The sequence below is a fragment of the Rouxiella silvae genome, assembly GCF_002093625.1.
In the GTDB taxonomy this organism is placed as follows: domain Bacteria; phylum Pseudomonadota; class Gammaproteobacteria; order Enterobacterales; family Enterobacteriaceae; genus Rouxiella; species Rouxiella silvae.
This window is the reverse complement of sequence record NZ_MRWD01000023.1, coordinates 57,634-75,445: the sequence shown is the minus strand read 5'-3', so window position 1 is coordinate 75,445 and position 17,812 is coordinate 57,634. Positions and strand designations below refer to the sequence as shown.

15 protein-coding genes are annotated in these 17,812 nt (G+C 49.3%); 8 read left to right on the top strand and 7 right to left on the bottom strand.

Going from position 1 to position 17,812, the window contains the following annotated elements; translation table 11 throughout:
- Positions 1-485 precede the first annotated feature (485 nt).
- Together BS639_RS11340 and yfbR are read left to right on the top strand one after the other, a co-directional pair.
- A complete protein-coding gene (locus tag BS639_RS11340) occupies positions 486-1,700 on the top strand; it encodes a pyridoxal phosphate-dependent aminotransferase (protein WP_084983128.1) in 1,215 nt (404 codons plus the stop codon).
- A 100-nt stretch (positions 1,701-1,800) separates the two neighbouring features.
- Complete coding sequence (gene yfbR / locus BS639_RS11335; protein WP_055779181.1) at positions 1,801-2,400, top strand: 5'-deoxynucleotidase; 600 nt, start codon at positions 1,801-1,803, stop codon at positions 2,398-2,400.
- Between the two features lie 54 nt (positions 2,401-2,454).
- On the opposite strand, the gene BS639_RS11330 is transcribed toward yfbR, so the two are convergent.
- The gene (locus BS639_RS11330) at positions 2,455-2,949 is read right to left on the bottom strand and encodes a YfbU family protein (protein ID WP_055779186.1); all 495 of its coding nucleotides are present in this window, start codon (positions 2,947-2,949) and stop codon (positions 2,455-2,457) included.
- A gap of 114 nt (positions 2,950-3,063) precedes the next feature.
- Entirely contained in the window at positions 3,064-3,519 is a 456-nt protein-coding gene (gene yfbV, locus BS639_RS11325; protein WP_055779190.1) for a terminus macrodomain insulation protein YfbV, read from the bottom strand.
- Between the two features lie 451 nt (positions 3,520-3,970).
- On the opposite strand from yfbV, the gene ackA reads away from it, so the two are divergent.
- Both ackA and pta read left to right on the top strand, forming a co-directional pair.
- On the top strand, positions 3,971-5,173 hold the full coding sequence (gene ackA, locus BS639_RS11320; RefSeq protein WP_084983127.1) for an acetate kinase: 1,203 nt from the start codon (positions 3,971-3,973) through the stop codon (positions 5,171-5,173).
- Positions 5,174-5,297: 124 nt separating this feature from the next.
- A complete protein-coding gene (pta, locus tag BS639_RS11315) occupies positions 5,298-7,442 on the top strand; it encodes a phosphate acetyltransferase (protein ID WP_206601158.1) in 2,145 nt (714 codons plus the stop codon).
- A 79-nt stretch (positions 7,443-7,521) separates the two neighbouring features.
- Here pta and BS639_RS11310 read toward each other — a convergent pair whose 3' ends face one another.
- Positions 7,522-8,787: a PTS sugar transporter subunit IIC gene (locus tag BS639_RS11310; protein ID WP_055779202.1), complete on the bottom strand. Its 1,266-nt coding sequence runs from the start codon at positions 8,785-8,787 to the stop codon at positions 7,522-7,524.
- Between the two features lie 63 nt (positions 8,788-8,850).
- On the bottom strand, positions 8,851-9,150 hold the full coding sequence (locus tag BS639_RS11305; RefSeq protein WP_055779205.1) for a PTS sugar transporter subunit IIB: 300 nt from the start codon (positions 9,148-9,150) through the stop codon (positions 8,851-8,853).
- Between the two features lie 383 nt (positions 9,151-9,533).
- Between BS639_RS11305 and BS639_RS11300 the strand changes: the two genes are divergently transcribed.
- Positions 9,534-10,550: a LacI family DNA-binding transcriptional regulator gene (locus tag BS639_RS11300; protein WP_055779208.1), complete on the top strand. Its 1,017-nt coding sequence runs from the start codon at positions 9,534-9,536 to the stop codon at positions 10,548-10,550.
- 64 nt (positions 10,551-10,614) lie between these two features.
- Here the strand turns inward: BS639_RS11300 and yfcD are convergent, their stop codons facing one another.
- Positions 10,615-11,169 carry an NUDIX hydrolase YfcD gene (gene yfcD / locus BS639_RS11295; RefSeq protein ID WP_055779212.1) on the bottom strand — a complete coding sequence of 185 codons (555 nt, stop codon included), beginning with the start codon at positions 11,167-11,169 and terminating at the stop codon, positions 10,615-10,617.
- A gap of 309 nt (positions 11,170-11,478) precedes the next feature.
- Here yfcD and yfcG point away from each other — a divergent pair, with 309 nt between their 5' ends.
- Together yfcG and BS639_RS11285 are read left to right on the top strand one after the other, a co-directional pair.
- Positions 11,479-12,108 (top strand): GSH-dependent disulfide bond oxidoreductase, encoded by a 630-nt coding sequence (gene yfcG / locus BS639_RS11290; RefSeq protein WP_055779215.1) that lies wholly within the window; start codon positions 11,479-11,481, stop codon positions 12,106-12,108.
- A gap of 187 nt (positions 12,109-12,295) precedes the next feature.
- Positions 12,296-13,195: a TIGR01777 family oxidoreductase gene (locus BS639_RS11285; protein WP_084983126.1), complete on the top strand. Its 900-nt coding sequence runs from the start codon at positions 12,296-12,298 to the stop codon at positions 13,193-13,195.
- Positions 13,196-13,267: 72 nt separating this feature from the next.
- On the opposite strand, the gene BS639_RS11280 is transcribed toward BS639_RS11285, so the two are convergent.
- Positions 13,268-14,818: an ABC transporter substrate-binding protein gene (locus BS639_RS11280; RefSeq protein WP_324187980.1), complete on the bottom strand. Its 1,551-nt coding sequence runs from the start codon at positions 14,816-14,818 to the stop codon at positions 13,268-13,270.
- A 184-nt stretch (positions 14,819-15,002) separates the two neighbouring features.
- On the opposite strand from BS639_RS11280, the gene pepT reads away from it, so the two are divergent.
- The gene (gene pepT / locus BS639_RS11275; RefSeq protein WP_084983125.1) at positions 15,003-16,235 is read left to right on the top strand and encodes a peptidase T; all 1,233 of its coding nucleotides are present in this window, start codon (positions 15,003-15,005) and stop codon (positions 16,233-16,235) included.
- 66 nt (positions 16,236-16,301) lie between these two features.
- On the opposite strand, the gene BS639_RS11270 is transcribed toward pepT, so the two are convergent.
- The gene (locus BS639_RS11270; RefSeq protein WP_055779230.1) at positions 16,302-17,573 is read right to left on the bottom strand and encodes an MFS transporter; all 1,272 of its coding nucleotides are present in this window, start codon (positions 17,571-17,573) and stop codon (positions 16,302-16,304) included.
- Between the last annotated feature and the right edge of the window lie 239 nt (positions 17,574-17,812).

Below are 17,812 nucleotides of genomic sequence, written 5' to 3'. Positions count from 1 at the left end.
TTACTGAGGTGGTCGTTTCACGTTACCGATAAATGGACAGAGTGATGAGTAAGCCAATTCAGATAGTTTATACACTATTAAAAATGGCAAAAAATCAGCCCCTCTTCACTTTAAGATAAAGCCTTAGTCCAAAAATATTGCTAGCACCACTTTAGTTTTTACGTGAAAACCAGGCTCAGAAAATTATCCTTTTGAATAAATTGAATTAAGGGCTGTATACTTTCAAATACAACGTAAAAAGACTCTCGCTGCACGAACCAAATAAACACCCATAAAAAAATAAATTTTAAGCGTTTTATTTTAAAAAATCAGAAAATACAGGTGGAAAGCATCGCAAGCTGTATCATGACTGCTGTTTTACCCCGAAGCCTGCTTTAGCCCTTCAAAATCCCGCGTCTTGAGAGTAAATTGGCGGCTTCGCCATGTTCTACGGCACCTCTTACCCAGGGAAGAGCAAGCTTTCCACAAAAGGTTCACAATTGACTATGTCACCCATTGAAAAATCCCACAAACTGGATAATGTTTGTTACGACATCCGCGGTCCCGTGCTTAAAGAAGCTAAGCGTCTGGAAGAAGAAGGCAATAAAGTTCTTAAACTGAATATTGGTAACCCCGCCCCTTTCGGTTTCGATGCGCCCGATGAAATTTTAGTCGACGTCATCCGCAACTTGCCGACGGCTCAGGGATATTGTGATTCAAAAGGACTTTTCTCTGCGCGCAAGGCCATCATGCAGCACTATCAGGCCCGCGACATGCGTGACATGACGGTTGAAGATGTTTACATCGGCAATGGCGTCTCTGAGTTGATCGTACAGTCTATGCAGGCCTTGCTGAATACTGGCGATGAAATGCTGGTTCCTGCGCCTGACTATCCTTTATGGACAGCGGCAGTTTCGCTTTCGGGCGGGAATGCGGTGCATTACCTTTGTGATGAAGGCGCCGACTGGTTCCCGGACCTGGACGACATTCGTGCAAAAATAACCCCACGTACTCGCGGTATTGTCATTATTAACCCGAACAACCCAACCGGTGCGGTTTACAGCAAAGAGCTGTTAATGGAGATTGTTGATCTGGCGCGCGAGCACAACCTGATTATCTTCTCTGACGAAATTTACGACAAAATTCTTTACGATGAGGCTCAGCACATTTCGATCGCCACTTTGGCACCCGATTTGCTGACAGTGACCTTCAATGGTCTGTCCAAAACCTATCGCGTTGCGGGCTTCCGCCAGGGCTGGATGGTGCTGAACGGTCCGAAAAAACATGCTAAAGGCTATATCGAAGGGTTAGAAATGCTCGCCTCGATGCGTTTGTGTGCCAACGTACCGATGCAGCACGCTATACAGACAGCGTTAGGTGGCTATCAGAGCATCAGCGAATTCATTCAGCCCGGTGGTCGATTGTATGAGCAACGCAATGCAGCCTGGGAAATGATCAACCAGATCCCTGGCGTTTCCTGCGTGAAACCGAAGGGTGCGTTGTATATGTTCCCGAAAATCGACGCCAAGCGTTTCAATATTCACGACGATCAGAAGTTGGTGCTCGATCTCCTGCTGCAGCAAAAAGTTCTGCTGGTACAGGGCACGGCGTTCAACTGGCCTTATCCTGACCACGTCCGCATCGTGACGCTACCGCGCGTTGACGAACTACAAATGGCGGTCGGTAAGCTTGGACGTTTCTTGGAAACTTATCGCCAATAAATGCCCTGCATCTTTCAGGCATTCAGTCTTGAAAGCGCATCGCGTTATGCCACAATGGGACTCTGTTTATTTATCGACGTTGAGATAGTAAGAGAGTCCTATGAGCCAGAGCCATTTTTTCGCCCATCTTTCCCGCCTTAAACTCATTGGTCGCTGGCCTCTCATGCGCAATGTGCGCACGGAAAACGTGTCAGAACACAGTTTGCAGGTTGCCTTCGTCGCGCATGCTTTGGCGCTGATCAAAAATCGTAAATTTGACGGTAAGCTCAACGCCGAGCGCGTAGCCCTATTGGCCATGTATCATGACGCCAGTGAAGTATTGACCGGTGATATGCCCACGCCAATCAAGTATTACAATCCTCAAATCGCACACGAATACAAAAAGATAGAGAAAATTGCGCAGCAAAAACTCATTGAGATGCTGCCTGAGGAATTTCAGGAAGACTATCGGTCGTTGATTGATGAGCATCATTTTAGCGACGAAGAGAAGAAAACGGTCAAACAGGCCGACGCACTCTGTGCTTATCTAAAATGCCTTGAGGAACTTTCGGCGGGCAATACAGAGTTCACGATGGCAAAAGTCCGACTGGAAAAAACGCTGTCAGATAGGCAAAGTCCGGAAATGGATTATTTCATGGCCGTGTTTATTCCCAGCTTTAGCCTTTCACTGGATGAGATAAGCCAGGATTCCCCTCTTTAACCTGTCGGCGAGGGTGGTGCTATCGCCCCACCCTCGCCCTTGTGCAACACCAAATCAGGCATTGATAATCTGTGAGATTTCCACCGCGCTCAAATGATACTGTCGAGGACACTCCTGCCAGGTGGTGAGCATCCGCTGATACTTCTCCCACATTTTAGTCTGTGAGTTGAAACCGTGGGTGCCCGCGTCAAAATGCGTGTATCGTCCCTCGGTGTTAACCATAAAACGTACATAACTCAGGTAGCGAGACTCGGTGGCGGCGTCGAATCCAAGAAACTCGATGCGCCGAGGATCAACGCCGTTGGTATCGGCAAGGTTGGAGAAGGAAACTTGCAGCGCGTGGTGCATTTCCATGACGTTGATGATGGTACGGCAGGTCTCTTCGGTCAGCATGCCAAAGTCTCTGTCAAGCTCGCGCATCTGCAGGCCAAAGCCGCGCTCGACGATAGTTTGTAACCGCCGATAGCGTTCAATGTTATCGGGGTCGAGCATGGTCATCATTTTATACTGATTGGATAAAATTAGACGCTGTGCGTGAGTCATTTCCATCATGGTATTCCTCAAAAAGTCATATTGAGGAGAGCATGACACAGAGCTAACTTTGGCGAAATATTAAGCTGACCGTTCTTTGATCTGAACCTATGATTGGGCGAAATACTTTAGTTAAAGGTCATCGAGAAAGGTTTTATCCAGCTGCTTGAAGGCGCGTTTCAGGACTTCAGCCAAAGACTGATAAGTCGGTGCACCTTCAATAGGCGCGAGCGCCAGTCCCGCTTCCACCAGCTTGTGGCGTACTTCGTGGAACCAACCCAGCAAGGTGGGTGGCAAAGGCGTAATTGACCGGCGTCCTAACCACCACAGACCTTGCATAGGCAGGCTACAGGCGAATATAGACGTCGCAACTGCTGGGCCTAACTGCCCGCCCAGTGCAATTTGCCAGGCCAGCGTGAAGACGGCCAGCGGTGGCATAAAACGCACGCCAAAACGCGTGGCAGTAGCGATACGATTTTCAGGAAACACCGGAGCGAGGCGCTTGTCAGACGGCCAGGTCTTCATATAGTGCTGCCCGCGCTGGAAAACTTGAAACCAACCGACGGAACCCGATGGCTTGCTCGACATGGTGCACCTCAACGTCTAAATTTAAAAAAAAGTTGCAAGACTAAAAATATATTTTACCACACACAAATATATTTTGTTTTTATCAAACCCTATCGGTATTCTAGCCCCGCCTTACGGGGCACCCAGAGGGATAAGAGGGATAGCGAAATAACCTTACTAATACAACTGGTTTTACGGCATTTTACGCTACCTGGAAGCATTCAGGAAACAGGTAGCAACGATTGAACGAATCGTCAGGAACTTACTCAAAATAAGTCTCCAGTATGCGTGAAATCGGCCAACTCTTCATTTTATTGATATTCGAAGAGTAAATAATGTCATTAAACGACTCAGGCATGATGTTAATCATAATTGCCGAGTACAGAATGCGCTACGCTTATGTGATTACGGCGATTAATTAACCGTGTGTATTGTTACTAAACGACACCAACACAATAAATAGGTACTTTTCATGTCAAGTAAGTTAGTTCTGGTTCTTAACTGTGGCAGCTCTTCTCTCAAGTTCGCCATCATCGATGCCGCCAACGGCGAAGAACATATTTCAGGTCTGGCCGAATGCTTCCATCTTCCAGAAGCCCGCATCAAATGGAAACTTGATGGCAGTAAACATGAAGCGGCACTGGGTGCTGGCGCAGCGCATAGCGAAGCATTGAAGTATATCGTGAATACTATTTTCGCAGAAAAGCCTGAGTTGTCCGCTAATCTGGTCGCTATTGGCCATCGTATCGTACACGGTGGTGAAAAACTGACGAAGTCCGCAATTATTGATGCTGCTGTTTTGCAGGGTATCAAAGATTCTATCCCATTTGCACCGCTGCACAACCCGGCGCACCTGATTGGTATTGCTGAGGCATTGAAATCCTTCCCGAAACTGGCTGAAAAAAATGTTGCGGTATTCGACACCGCATTCCATCAGACCATGCCGGAAGAGTCTTATCTTTACGCCCTGCCGTACAGCCTTTACCGCGATCACCACGTTCGTCGCTATGGCGCACACGGTACCAGCCATTTCTACGTAATGCAGGAAGCGGCCAAAACGCTGGGCAAACCTGTTGATGAAGTTAATCTGATCACCTGCCATCTGGGCAATGGCGGCTCCGTCAGCGCTATTCGCAATGGTAAATGTGTCGATACCTCAATGGGCCTCACACCGCTCGAAGGATTGGTGATGGGAACGCGCAGCGGTGATATCGACCCGGCAATAATCTTCCACCTGCACGATGCCTTAGGCATGAGTGTTGACCAAATCAACAAAATGTTGACCAAAGAGTCTGGCCTGCTGGGTCTGACCGAAGTGACCAGTGACTGCCGCTACGTTGAAGATAACTACGCCACCAAAGAAGACGCCAAGCGTGCGATGGACGTATTCTGCCACCGCCTCGCCAAGTACATCGGCGGCTACACCTCACTGATGGAAGGCCGTCTAGACGCCGTGGTGTTTACCGGCGGTATCGGTGAGAACGCCGCGCTAGTACGCGAACTGACGTTGAACAAGCTGGGCCTGCTCGGCTTTGAGGTTGACCACGACCGCAACCTGGCTGCGCGCTTTGGCAAGTCGGGTGAAATCAACAAAGAAGGCACTCGTAAAGCGCTGGTTATTCCAACCAATGAAGAGCTGGTGATTGCTCAAGACGCCGCGCGTCTTACTGCATAAATAAGTTCCCCCACTGCCAGCCACCGCTGGCAGTGTTGTTTGCACCGCAGGCAGGCATTGCCCTTCTATATCAGCAAGCTGCTGCCTGAAATCGTCAAAGAGGTTTGCCGTGTCCCGTACAATTATGTTGGTTCCAATTGGTAATAGCGTCGGCCTGACTAGCGTCAGCCTAGGCGTTATTCGTGCTATCGAGCAGAAAGGCGTAAGCCTGAGCGTGTTTAAACCGGTTTCACAGCCGCGCTCAGGGGGTGATGCTCCCGATCAAACCACCACGATTATTCGTGCAAATTCTAACATCACGGCGGCAGAACCGCTGAAGATGAAGCACGTACAAAGCCTGTTAAGCTCTAATCAGCAGGACGTGTTGATGGAAGAGATTGTGGCCAATTACCATGCCAACACCAAGAATGCCGAAGTGGTCTTGGTTGAAGGTCTGGTATCGACCCGCACTCATCAGTTCGCCAGCGCATTGAACTACGAAATTGCCAAAACCCTGAACGCCGAAATTGTGTTTGTTATCGGCCAAGGCAACGACACGGCCGCCCAGCTTAAAGACCGTATTGAACTGGCTCGCAGCGTGTTCGGCGGCAGCAAAAATAAAAGCATCACCGGCGTTATCATCAACAAGGTTAATGCACCGGTTGATGATCAGGGTCGCACCCGTCCGGACCTGTCTGAAATTTTTGATGATTCGACCAAAGCCAACTTTGCCCACGTAGACATCGAGCAGCTGATTGCGCTTAGTCCGGTACCGGTTCTTGGCTGCATTCCGTGGAGCTTCGAAATGATTGCGGTTCGCGCAATCGACATGGCCCAGCACCTTGACGCACGCCTGATTAATGAAGGGGATGTCAAAACCCGCCGCATTAAATCAGTGACATTCTGCGCCCGCAGTATTCCCAACATGCTCGAACATTTCCGCCCTGGCTCACTGTTGGTGACGTCCGCAGATCGTCCCGACGTGCTGGTCGCCGCCTGTCTGGCAGCGATGAACGGCATCGAGCTCGGTGCTATTCTGTTGACCGGCGGTTATCCGGTTGATGAACGTATTCAAAAACTGTGTGCTCGCGCTTTCGACACCGGCCTGCCGGTATTTATGGTCGACAGCAACACCTGGCAGACCTCGCTGAACTTGCAAAGCTTCAGCCTCGAAGTGCCTGCCGATGACCACCAGCGCGTAGAGAAACTACAGCACTATGTTTCTTCTCACATTAATGCTGACTGGATAAACTCACTCAGTGCACACTCAGAGCGTTCACATCGCCTTTCCCCACCGGCGTTTCGCTATCAGTTGACCGAACTAGCACGCAAAGCCGGTAAGCGCATCGTGCTCCCAGAGGGCGACGAGCCGCGTACCGTTAAAGCGGCCTCACTGTGCGCCGAACGCGGTATCGCCGAGTGCGTGCTGTTGGGTAATCCGGATGAAATCAAACGCGTCGCGGCCGCTCAGGGCATTACTCTGGGTGCCGGCATTCAAATCGTAGACCCGGTTGCGGTTCGTGAAGAATACGTTGCCCGTCTGGTTGAACTTCGCAAAAGCAAAGGCATGACCGAAGTTGTCGCGCGTGAGCAACTGGAAGATAACGTCGTACTTGGTACGCTGATGCTCGAAAAAGGCGAAGTTGATGGCCTGGTTTCGGGCGCCGTTCACACCACCGCCAATACCATTCGTCCGCCACTGCAACTGATTAAAACGGCACCGGGCAGTTCACTGGTTTCTTCAGTATTCTTCATGCTGCTGCCGGATCAAGTTCTGGTTTATGGTGACTGTGCGATCAACCCGGATCCTACTGCTGAGCAGCTCTCTGAAATCGCTATTCAGTCTGCGGATTCTGCTGCTGCGTTTGGTATTGAACCGCGCGTGGCGATGATTTCCTATTCCACCGGCAACTCGGGTGCGGGTAGCGACGTTGAGAAAGTTCGTGAAGCGACTCGACTGGCACAGGAGAAACGTCCTGACCTGATTATTGATGGCCCGTTGCAGTACGACGCGGCTATCATGGCGGACGTAGCAAAATCCAAAGCACCTAATTCACCGGTTGCAGGTCAGGCTACCGTGTTCATTTTCCCTGACTTGAACACCGGTAATACCACCTATAAAGCGGTACAGCGTTCTGCGGATCTAGTCTCCATCGGACCAATGCTGCAAGGCATGCGTAAGCCGGTCAATGACCTGTCACGCGGTGCGCTGGTTGACGATATCGTTTACACCGTCGCATTGACTGCGATTCAGTCTGCACAGGCAGACGAAGCGGTGGCGGTAAAATAACCACCGCCGTAGCGTCAGAATCTCAGTCACAAAAAAGCCGGTCATTGACCGGCTTTTTTAATGAATCAACGTGGCGAAATTAGTGGAAGAAATTCAGAACATGTCCATAAATCAGACCGACACTGATAATGTCTGCGTCGCTGAAAGTGACGTTTTGCAGGCCATAACTGCCGAGTAAAGGCAGTAACAGCGCAGGCAGCAGTGTGATCAGCAGCCCGTGAAAAATACCGCCGATCACCACACCACGACGCCCACCCACCGCATTAGCAAAAATTCCCGCCGTCCCTCCGGCAAAAAAGTTGGTTAACATTCCCGGCAGTATCATCGCCAACCCCACACTGGGGAAAAGAAACATGCCAATCACAGAGCCAACCGTCGTCGAGATAAAACCGATAATCACCGCGTTTGGGGCGTAGGGAAACAGCACCGGACAGTCAAGCGCAGGCACGGCATTGGGCACGATACGCAGCGCAATGCCGCGAAACGCCGGAACAATTTCAGCCAGCAGCAGACGCACACCCGCAAGCAGCACATAGACGCCAACGACAAATTGCACTGACTGCAGGAAGGCAAACACCAGATAACTGACACCTTTCGAGTACTGCGCCACCACCTCCGGCCCGGCGGCGATGGTCGGGATGAGATAGATAGGGATCATCACCACCATCATCGACAAATAGGTATCCTGCAAAAAGGAAAAAGCACTAGGCAATTCAATATCTTCCGTGCTTTTATTCACGTTACCCGTGAGCTTGGCGACGCCGGCTTGGATCAGATATCCGAGGGTGCAGAAATGCCCTAACGCTATATCGTCCGAACCGGTTATCTTACGCACGATGGGTTGAGCAAGCGCGGGCATTCCCACCGCCATCAATCCGGCAATACATCCCCCCATCACAATAAGCTCAGTACCGCGCAGGCCGCCCATATAACCCACGACCGAGCACACTGTTGCCATCCACAGTGAGGCCTGTCCAGTCAAAAAGATGTATTTAAAGCGGGTAAAACGGGCAATCAGAATGTTGATAATAAAGGCCAGCACCATGATCAGTGCCGTTTCACGCCCAAGCGTTTGCTGGGCGATACCCGCTATAGAACCCACGTCTGTTACCACGCCGCGCATGTGGAAACCTTTTTGGAAGACTTCTCCCAAAAAGTTTAAGGCGCCGACGATGATGTTGGCCCCTGCCAGCAGCACCAAGAAACCGAGCAGCGTTTTCAGCGTGCCGGTGATCACCTGACCGACACTTTTCTTTAAAGCAATCAGCCCTACCATAGCGATAAGGGCGATAAGTATTGAAGCCTGGCCTAAAACGTCATTCACAATAAAATATAAGAAAGACATCGTCTGCCCCTCGTCTTTGCAGGGTTAATATATGTTGTTTTATTTATTCTTTGGCAGAGATTTTTAATTCATGTATCCCAAAACTTTTAACACCGGGGTTAACTTTTCGGTAATTTCCTTTTTATCCACCAAGCGCTTAAGATAAATAACAGTGGAATCAAGCGTGTAGTTATCAAATTGAGACTTAAAATTAGAACCTGTCACAATAATATCTGCTCGCGTGGAGGCTGCACTTGAGATATCACAATGAGACAGGTTAGCTTTAATCCCCAAGTCCTTGAGCGCCGCTTCGATACTCATTTCGCAGGCGAAACTGCTTCCCAAACCTGCACCGCAGACTGCTAATATTGTTAAAGATTTCATTATCCATCCTCATTTCATGATAACGACGGGGAGGACCCCCATGGCGAAAGAAAACTCATTGACCCCCGCCACTAATTTATAAAGCCGATATTTTAAAACCTGAAAAATACAACCTTGAATAATATTTAGTATGCTGGGAAGCAAGCAAATAACCGTGATAGAGCGCACAAAGATAGCGCTATCATGCGGAGGCTTTGTTTTTTGTGATAGCGCTATCAAAAAGTCTGTTTACCCTGCATGACTTTCACCGAAAACCGCTATGATAGAATTGAGTAATAAAGTCACCGGCCAGTTTATTGGCCTATTTTAAATAACGTTAATAAATAAAATCTTAAAGGTCGGCGCTAAACCCGGTGTTCATGAAGAAAAGTCAGGAGTAAAAAATGGAGGGAAAAAAACGCCGAGGTACAGGTCGGGTAACGCTGGCGGACGTAGCTAGAATGGCCGGAGTCGGGTCCATGACCGTTTCGCGTGCATTGAATCGTCCCGACATGGTGTCTGAAAAGCTCAAGGAGAAAATAGATTCCGCCGTCACCGAGCTTGGATATATTCCCAACTACTCTGCTAGCGCGCTCGCCTCTGCGTCGTCTAACGTGGTGGCGGTGGTTACCTCCTCACTGGCGGAGTTTGGCCATGCAGAAATGATTGCCGGTATCCAGGAGGTGCTTATCCCGGCCGGTTTTCAACTGATGCTGGCAGAATCGCAAAATCAGGAGGAACGCGAGCAAAAGCTGCTTGAAACCTTTATGCCCTATAATTTGGCGGCGGTTATTCTTTTTGACGCAAAACATACCTCGAGCACTTACGCGTTACTCTCAGCCGCCCAGTTGCCGGTAGTCGAACTGGGCGCTGCCGTAGAAAATCCGTTGGATATTAATATTGGCATCGATAATGCCTCCGCAGTGTATAAGGTGACTGAATACCTGATTTCACTCGGATACGAGAAAATTGGCCTGATGTGCGCCGCACAAAAGCAGTGGGTTTCTCAGCAGCGCCTTCGGGGATGGCACCGCGCCATGCTCGATAATAATTTGTCGACCACGCGCGTTATTAGCACGCACGCACTTCCCAGCTTCAGTACCGGTGCCAGACTGCTGCCAGAGCTGGTATTAAACTGGCCGGATATGGATGCGCTGATTTGCAGCAGCGACGACCTGGCCTGCGGCGCTCTGTTTGAGTGTCAGCGCCGAAAAATTAGAGTGCCAAAGGATTTGGCGATTGTAGGATTCGGCAACAGCGACATCAGTAAAGTTTGCCAGCCGCCGCTGACTACCGTGGCCGTGCCACATCGCGAGATTGGCATTCAGGCCGCCGAGGCGCTGCTGGCGAGAATACAGGGGGATGTGTGGCATCAGCAAGCGCCGATCGCCTCTGCGCTTTGCAAAAGAGAGAGTTGTTAGTATAAAAAGAAAATGCGCTGACGCCGCGTCGACGCATTCAGCTCTTTATCTGTTAGCAGTTTGTTTACTCTTCTTCAACACTGAGCGGTTTACCGTGGTTTTTTTCATTGTTACGGCTCATCCACAGTGACAGCGCCTTTAGCGAGTCTGGGGTAAATTCATCACAGCGCGCGGTTATTTCTTCCGGCTTCATCCAGCGGACTTCATCCACTTCTTCTTCCTGCAATGCAAACGGCCCGTGAGATACGCAGCTGAAAAGCGCTCCCCACACGCGGCAGTTATCTTCTTCAAAATAAAATGAACCATGCTCAGCGAAAGGCACACCGGCAATTCCCAGCTCTTCTTCGGCCTCACGTCGGGCTGAATCAAGGATGTTTTCACCGCTCTGCACTACGCCGCCCGCGGTTGCATCCAGCCAACCTGGATAGAAGTCTTTGATTTCGGTTCGACGCTGAACCAGAATATTTCCCATGCCATCATGCACCACAATATAGCTGGCACGATGACGCAGGTTTTGAGCACGCATCTGTTGACGACTGGACTGGGCAATCACTTCGTTTTCTTCGTTAACGATATCTACCCATTCGCTGCTGCCGTTGTTCTGCTCTTGGTTCGTCATCCTATGAAACCTTCTCTGTAGCGCGGAGTGATGCGCGGTGTTTTTTCAATGAGTCCGCTGATTCTATCCGGCTCATGGGGCATGCTTCAATAGCAATAAATCGTTAGTAATATGTAAAACTTATGTCAAACGGTCTTGGAAACCATCAGACTAGTCTCACACAGACTGCTATCATTAGCCGCTATAGTAAACTTATGGCTATTCTTTAAAACTGGCAATCTTAATGTCGGGTAACTTTCGCATCCAGCCCCATCGGCAATGACTGTAAAACGCTGATGGACGATTAAAAAAATTATGCAGGAGGCAATTATGATCGACCTTTATTATGCACCAACACCTAACGGCCACAAAATTACACTCTTTCTGGAAGAAACCGGCCTTCCTTATCGATTACATCGCGTTGATATTAAATCTGGCGATCAGTTCAAACCCGCCTTTCTTGCCATTTCCCCTAACAATAAAATGCCAGCCATCGTCGATAGCCAACCGGTTGACGGCGGCGCACCGCTCAGTCTCTTTGAGTCAGGTGCAATCTTGCAGTATTTGGCCGAAAAGAGCGGTAAATTACTCAGCAAAGAACTTCGAGAACGAACCAATACCCTGCAGTGGTTGTTCTGGCAAATGGCCGGCTTCGGCCCGATGCTGGGTCAAAATCACCATTTTACCCACTTTGCGCCGCAGCCTGTCCCTTACGCCATTGAGCGTTTTCAGCAAGAAACAAAGCGCCTTTATGGCGTACTCAATAATCAATTAGAAAAAAACGTCTATATTTCAGGTGAGTATTACAGCATCGCGGATATCGCCACCTATCCTTGGGTTGTTTCGCACGAGCGTCAACGCATCAGTCTGGCTGACTATCCGGCGGTTCGTAACTGGTTTGAACGCATTAAAAATCGTCCGGCAACCCTCAGAGCTTACGCGCTGGCCGAAAGTAATTAATGCCCTCGCCCCCTCCCTCGGGGGCTTGTAAATACCTCATCAAGCCCCCTTCTGCTTCACAACTTTTCCGCGTTTAACAATAAAATAACTGCAAGATGTGCTCTGCATCGCGCGTAACAAAGCCAGCATAATCTAAGCTACTTATAAGAGTACAGAGAGGTATCAGCGAGTTAACAGGAGTCAGACTATGAAGATTTTCTTAACCGGTGCCAGCGGACTGATTGGCCGTCGTCTCACTGAAACACTCGTGAGCCAGTCTCACCAGGTTACCGCACTGACGCGCGCGCCCGAGCGCACAGCAAAAATTCTTGGCCCACAGGTTCAGCTATGGGATTCGCTTGAGGGAAAAACCTCGCTTGACGGATTCGATGCGGTAATCAATCTGGCCGGCGAACCCATCGCCGACAAGCGCTGGACCAAGGAGCAAAAACAAAAACTGTGCGACAGCCGCTGGCAGCTAACAGAAAAATTGGCCCGCCTGATCAACGCCGGTGAGCGGCCTCCCGCCGTCTTCATCTCAGGCTCGGCGGTGGGTTATTATGGCGACCAGGGTCAGGCGGTGGTGGCAGAAGATGAACCGCCGAACAAGCAGTTTACTTGGCAACTCTGCGCCCGTTGGGAAGCATTGGCGCTGGCGGCAGAGAGTGACAAGACCCGCGTATGCCTACTGCGTACCGGCGTGGTGCTGGCGCCAAAAGGTGGCGCATTGGCCAAGATGACGCTGCCGTTCCGCGCAGGTCTCGGCGGCCCATTTGGCGACGGTCAACAGTATATGCCGTGGATACACATCGACGATATGGTGAACGGAATCATCTTTCTGCTCGGCCATGAAACGCTCAACGGCCCGTTCAATATGGTCGCACCCTACCCTACCCGCAACGAGCAATTCAGCGCGCTGCTGGGTGAGGTTCTGCACCGGCCCTCATTTATGCGCGTACCGGCCAGCGTGGTGAGATTACTGATGGGCGAGTCCGCCGTTCTGGTTCTGGGTGGGCAAAGAGCTATTCCAAAACGACTGGAGGATGCAGGATTTGAGTTTATCTATACGGAGCTGAAACCGGCCTTAGAGGACGTACTGAAGCAATAAACAAGAAAAATAATCATAAAAAACCCTCTCCCTTTTTTGGAGAGGGTTAGGTGGTCTATACTACGCTCTGATTTACGGCTTCACGCTGGTTTGGTAGAAAATGTGTTTACCAAAAGGATCAATTTCATAGCCGGTAACTTCTTTGCGCACCGGTTCAAAAATTGTGGAGTGCGCAATCATGATTGCCGGTGCCTGATCGTGCATCATCTGCTGAGCCTGCTGATAAAGCGCCACGCGTTTATCATGGTCGGTGGTGGTTCGGGCTTCTTCGATCAGCTTATCAAACGGTGGGTAACACCATTTTGCCGAGTTTGAACCGCCCTGTGCCGCTTTACAGGTAAACAGCGGGCCAAAGAAGTTATCAGGGTCACCGTTCGCCGTGGTCCAGCCCATGAGCGCCGCCTGATGCTCGCCGTTGCGGATGCGCGTTTGGTATTCAGCCCACTCATAACTCACGATATGTGCCTTCACGCCAATTTTAGCCCAGTCGGACTGGATCATTTCCGCCATGCGCCGCGCATTAGGGTTATAAGGACGTTGAACCGGCATCGCCCAAAGATCGATATCAAATCCATTTGGATACCCCGCCTCGGCCAGCAACGCTTTTGCTTTTTCTACCGAGTAAGGGTAGTCCTGCATCGTTTGATCTTCACTGCTCCACACCGCCGGTGGCAGCAGACTTTTAGCCACGGTTCCCGTCCCCTGGAACACCGCCTCAAGAATTGACGCCTTATTCACTGCCATGGTCAATGCCTGACGAACCTTCACATTATCCAACGGTTTTTTTTGCGTATTAAACGCAAGGAAACCGGTGTTCAGCCCTGACTTGCTCATCAGCGTGATGTCTTTATTTTCACCCAGACGTTTAAGGTCAGCAGGATTTGGGAAAGGCATCACCTGACACTCATTTTTCTCAAGCTTGGCCATGCGCACTGAGGCGTCCGGCGTAATGCTGAAAATCAGTCTGTCGATTTTCGACTTACCCTGCCAATACTCAGGGAAAGCCTTGTAAAGAATGCGTGTGTCTTTCTGATATTGAACCAGCTCGAACGGCCCCGTTCCGACAGGGTCAGTATCAACCTTTTGCGGAGTACCGGCTTTCAGCATTTTATCGGCGTATTCGGAGGAGAGAATAGAAGCAAAATACCAGCCCAGATCGGCAACAAATGGCGCTTCGGGACGGGAAAGATTGAAACGCACCGTGTAGTCATCAACGCGGTCAATACTTGAAATAAGGTGACTCATGTCCAAACTGTCGAAGTTCAAATAGGTACCGTTTGAAACATTGTGGTACGGATTGTTAGTATCTTTCTGACGCATGAACGAGAAGATAACGTCATCGGCGTTAAAATCGCGCGTCGGGGTAAACAGTTTATTGCTTTGGAACTTAACGCCTTTGCGCAGATGGAAGGTATAGGTTTTACCGTCCGGGCTGACGTCCCAGCTTTCGGCCAAGCTTGGAATAAGATCCGTTGTGCCGGTTTTGAAATCAACCAGACGGTTGTAAATAGGCACGGCGCTGGCATCAACGTTGGTGCCAGAGGTATAAAGCTGAGGATTAAAAATATCCGGCGAGCCTTCAGAACAATAGACCAGTGTCTGCGCCGAGGCGCCTGCAACCATGGCAAGCGCCAACAGTCCGGTCGATAATTTTGCTATTTTATTTTTCATACGTTTCCCTGTTACTGAGATTTAAGGCTTATTAATTAGTTAGAACCCCATTCAAAAACAGACTACCATTCCAGATGTACTTAGTAATACTCTGTTATATATGAAAATCTTATAGATAAACAACTCAGAGGTTAGGATGTCGACTCAAATTGCCAAGCAGCTCACTGAACGTTTCTTCCGCTACCTGTCTGTCACCAGCCAAAGCGATGCCAAAGCTACCGTCCTGCCGAGCACGCCGGGGCAGCAAGAGCTCGCCAATTTACTGGCCGCAGAACTCGAAACTCTAGGCTTGGAAAATATTCAGATTGACCAGCACGCCACCGTTACAGCGGTAAAACCAGGCACCAAAAAAGGCGGCCCGCGGATTGGTTTTATCACCCATATCGATACGGTCGACGTCGGACTGAGTCCAGATATCCATCCGCAGACGCGGGTATTTAACGGTGATGACATTTGCCTGAATGCAGAAAAGGATATTTGGCTGCGCACCGAAGAGCACCCAGAAATTTTGCCTTACAAAGGGGAAGAGATAATTTTCAGCGACGGTACTAGCGTGCTGGGTGCAGATAATAAGTCTGCCGTCACCGTGGTGATGACACTGCTCGAAAACCTGACGGCACAGGATCAGTACGGCGATATCGTCGTCGCATTTGTGCCAGATGAAGAGATTGGGCTGCGCGGCGCAAAAGCACTCGACCTAAAACGCTTTGACGTTGATTTCGCCTACACCATTGACTGCTGCGAATTGGGTGAAGTGGTTTATGAAAACTTTAACGCTGCAGCGGCGGAAATCACCTTAACCGGCGTGACCGCACATCCTATGTCGGCGATCGGCGTATTGGTGAATCCGATACTGATGGCGCACGACTTTATCAGTCACTTCGATCGTCAGGAAACGCCAGAGAAAACGCAGGAGCGTGAAGGGTACGTCTGGTTCAACGACATCAGTGGCAACCAGCAGTCTGCCACCTTAAAAGCCTCGATTCGTGACTTTGACAGCGCCAGCTTTGCCGCGCGAAAAGTCAAAATTGAAGACGTCGCAAAAATTATTGCCGAAAAATACCCAACCGCCAAGGTGTCAGTTGAGATAAGTGATACCTACAGCAATATCAGCAGTGCGATTGGTGATGACAGGCAGGCAATCGACCTTATTTTTGCTGCTCTGGATGAAATTCAGGTGGAGCCAAAAGTAACGCCAATGCGCGGCGGAACTGACGGTGCGGCACTTTCAGCCAAAGGTCTGCTGACGCCGAACTACTTCACCGGCGCACACAATTTCCATTCAAAATTCGAATTTCTGCCGATAAGTTCCTTCGTGAAGTCTTACGAATTGACTAAAGCCCTCTGCCTGCTTGCTGCAAAAGGCTAAAGCCGAGTTATTTACAGGTGCTATTTGTCGCCGTCACACTGCCCCCTCAGCGTTGGGGGCTGTTTTTTAAGACGTCATCTGCTGCACACTGTTGCGCGTAACGCCGTATTGCTTCTGCGTGAACTGAATGTAAAGTGTGAGGATAAATGCCAGGATATAGAGTCCGCTGTAGGCAAACACCACACCTTTAACCCCCACGAAAGGCAGCAAAATAGTTGCGATAGCAGGGGCAAAGAAGTTACTTAATCCTGCAGAAAGATTGCAAACGGAAATCGCCGCACCTTTATGTTTTGGTTCCAAGGCCGGGAAAAGCGCGGTCATTGGCACGAAGGCCGCAGTCGAGGCCCCGAGCAGCGTGGCGCCCAGCGCCGCTATCCAGAAATTATCGCCAAAATACATCGGCAAATAATAAAATGACAGGCTAAATACAGCACAGCCAATGCAGCCGTACCAGCGGATCACACGGATGATGCCCCATTTCTGTGACATAATGCCCCAAAAAACATTAAACACGATAGTCGAGAAGAAGAAGATAGCCCAGATTTGCAGCCAATCCGGCATCGTAAAGCCTAAATCACCCACAAAAAGCAGCGGCATAATAATCGCAAAACCATAAAGAGAAAGTGTATTGATTATTCGCACAATACTGGCCAGGCAAATATTTTTGTTACTGACCAATAACGTTACCGCCCGGCTCATTTCACTAAACTTCTCTTTCCGGGTTAAATTTAACATATGCGTGGAAGTTTTAATATTTCTAAGCGAGAACATGGCTAGGATCCCCCCAGCACAAACCCAGACTAATGAGAACCATAATACATTTAGCTCGCCAATGTGACTTATAATTAAACTTGGCAAGTAACTGCCTATCACACCAATGCCCAGTGAATAGGCGGCCCAAAACCAACCACATGCCGATCCAACCAACTCTTCACGAACGTTATGAACAATAACCACAATGAATGAATAAAGAAATAATGGGTAGGCTAGCCCGCGTATTCCATAAAATAAAAGAATGAAATAGTAATTCTTTTGCGTTAGCCCGAAAAACATAAATAAAACGTGGAAGATGACCCACATAAAAAAGCCGATTTTCATGGCTTTTTGCGGCGTAATGACTTCAGCTATTACTCCGGACCCCCATGCTGCAAGTGCGGCACATAGCCCGTAAACAGTGAAGGCAAAGGTTGCCTGCGCCGGTGAGAACCCTAATTCAACAATGTACTTGGAAAGAAAAGCCAGTTCAAAACCGTCTCCCGTCATAAACAAAAAAATAGCCACATAGCCCCATAACAAATTTTTTGGCAGTCCTATCCAATTATCACTATTTACGTTCATTTTATTCCCTTAATTATTTTCATCGCTCATGCTGAATGATTTTACATTCGCACTTCGGCTGTTATCTAATCCCTAACACCCCCCTAATAGTCAATAAATATATAGCTGCAACATGAGTGCAGTCACAAAACAACTCACTACTACAATAACAATTAAATATAAAACTTTAATCAATTAATCAACTCATTAGTTTCCAATTAATTAAACGAAAACATTAAAGGTGACATTGATCTAAAATA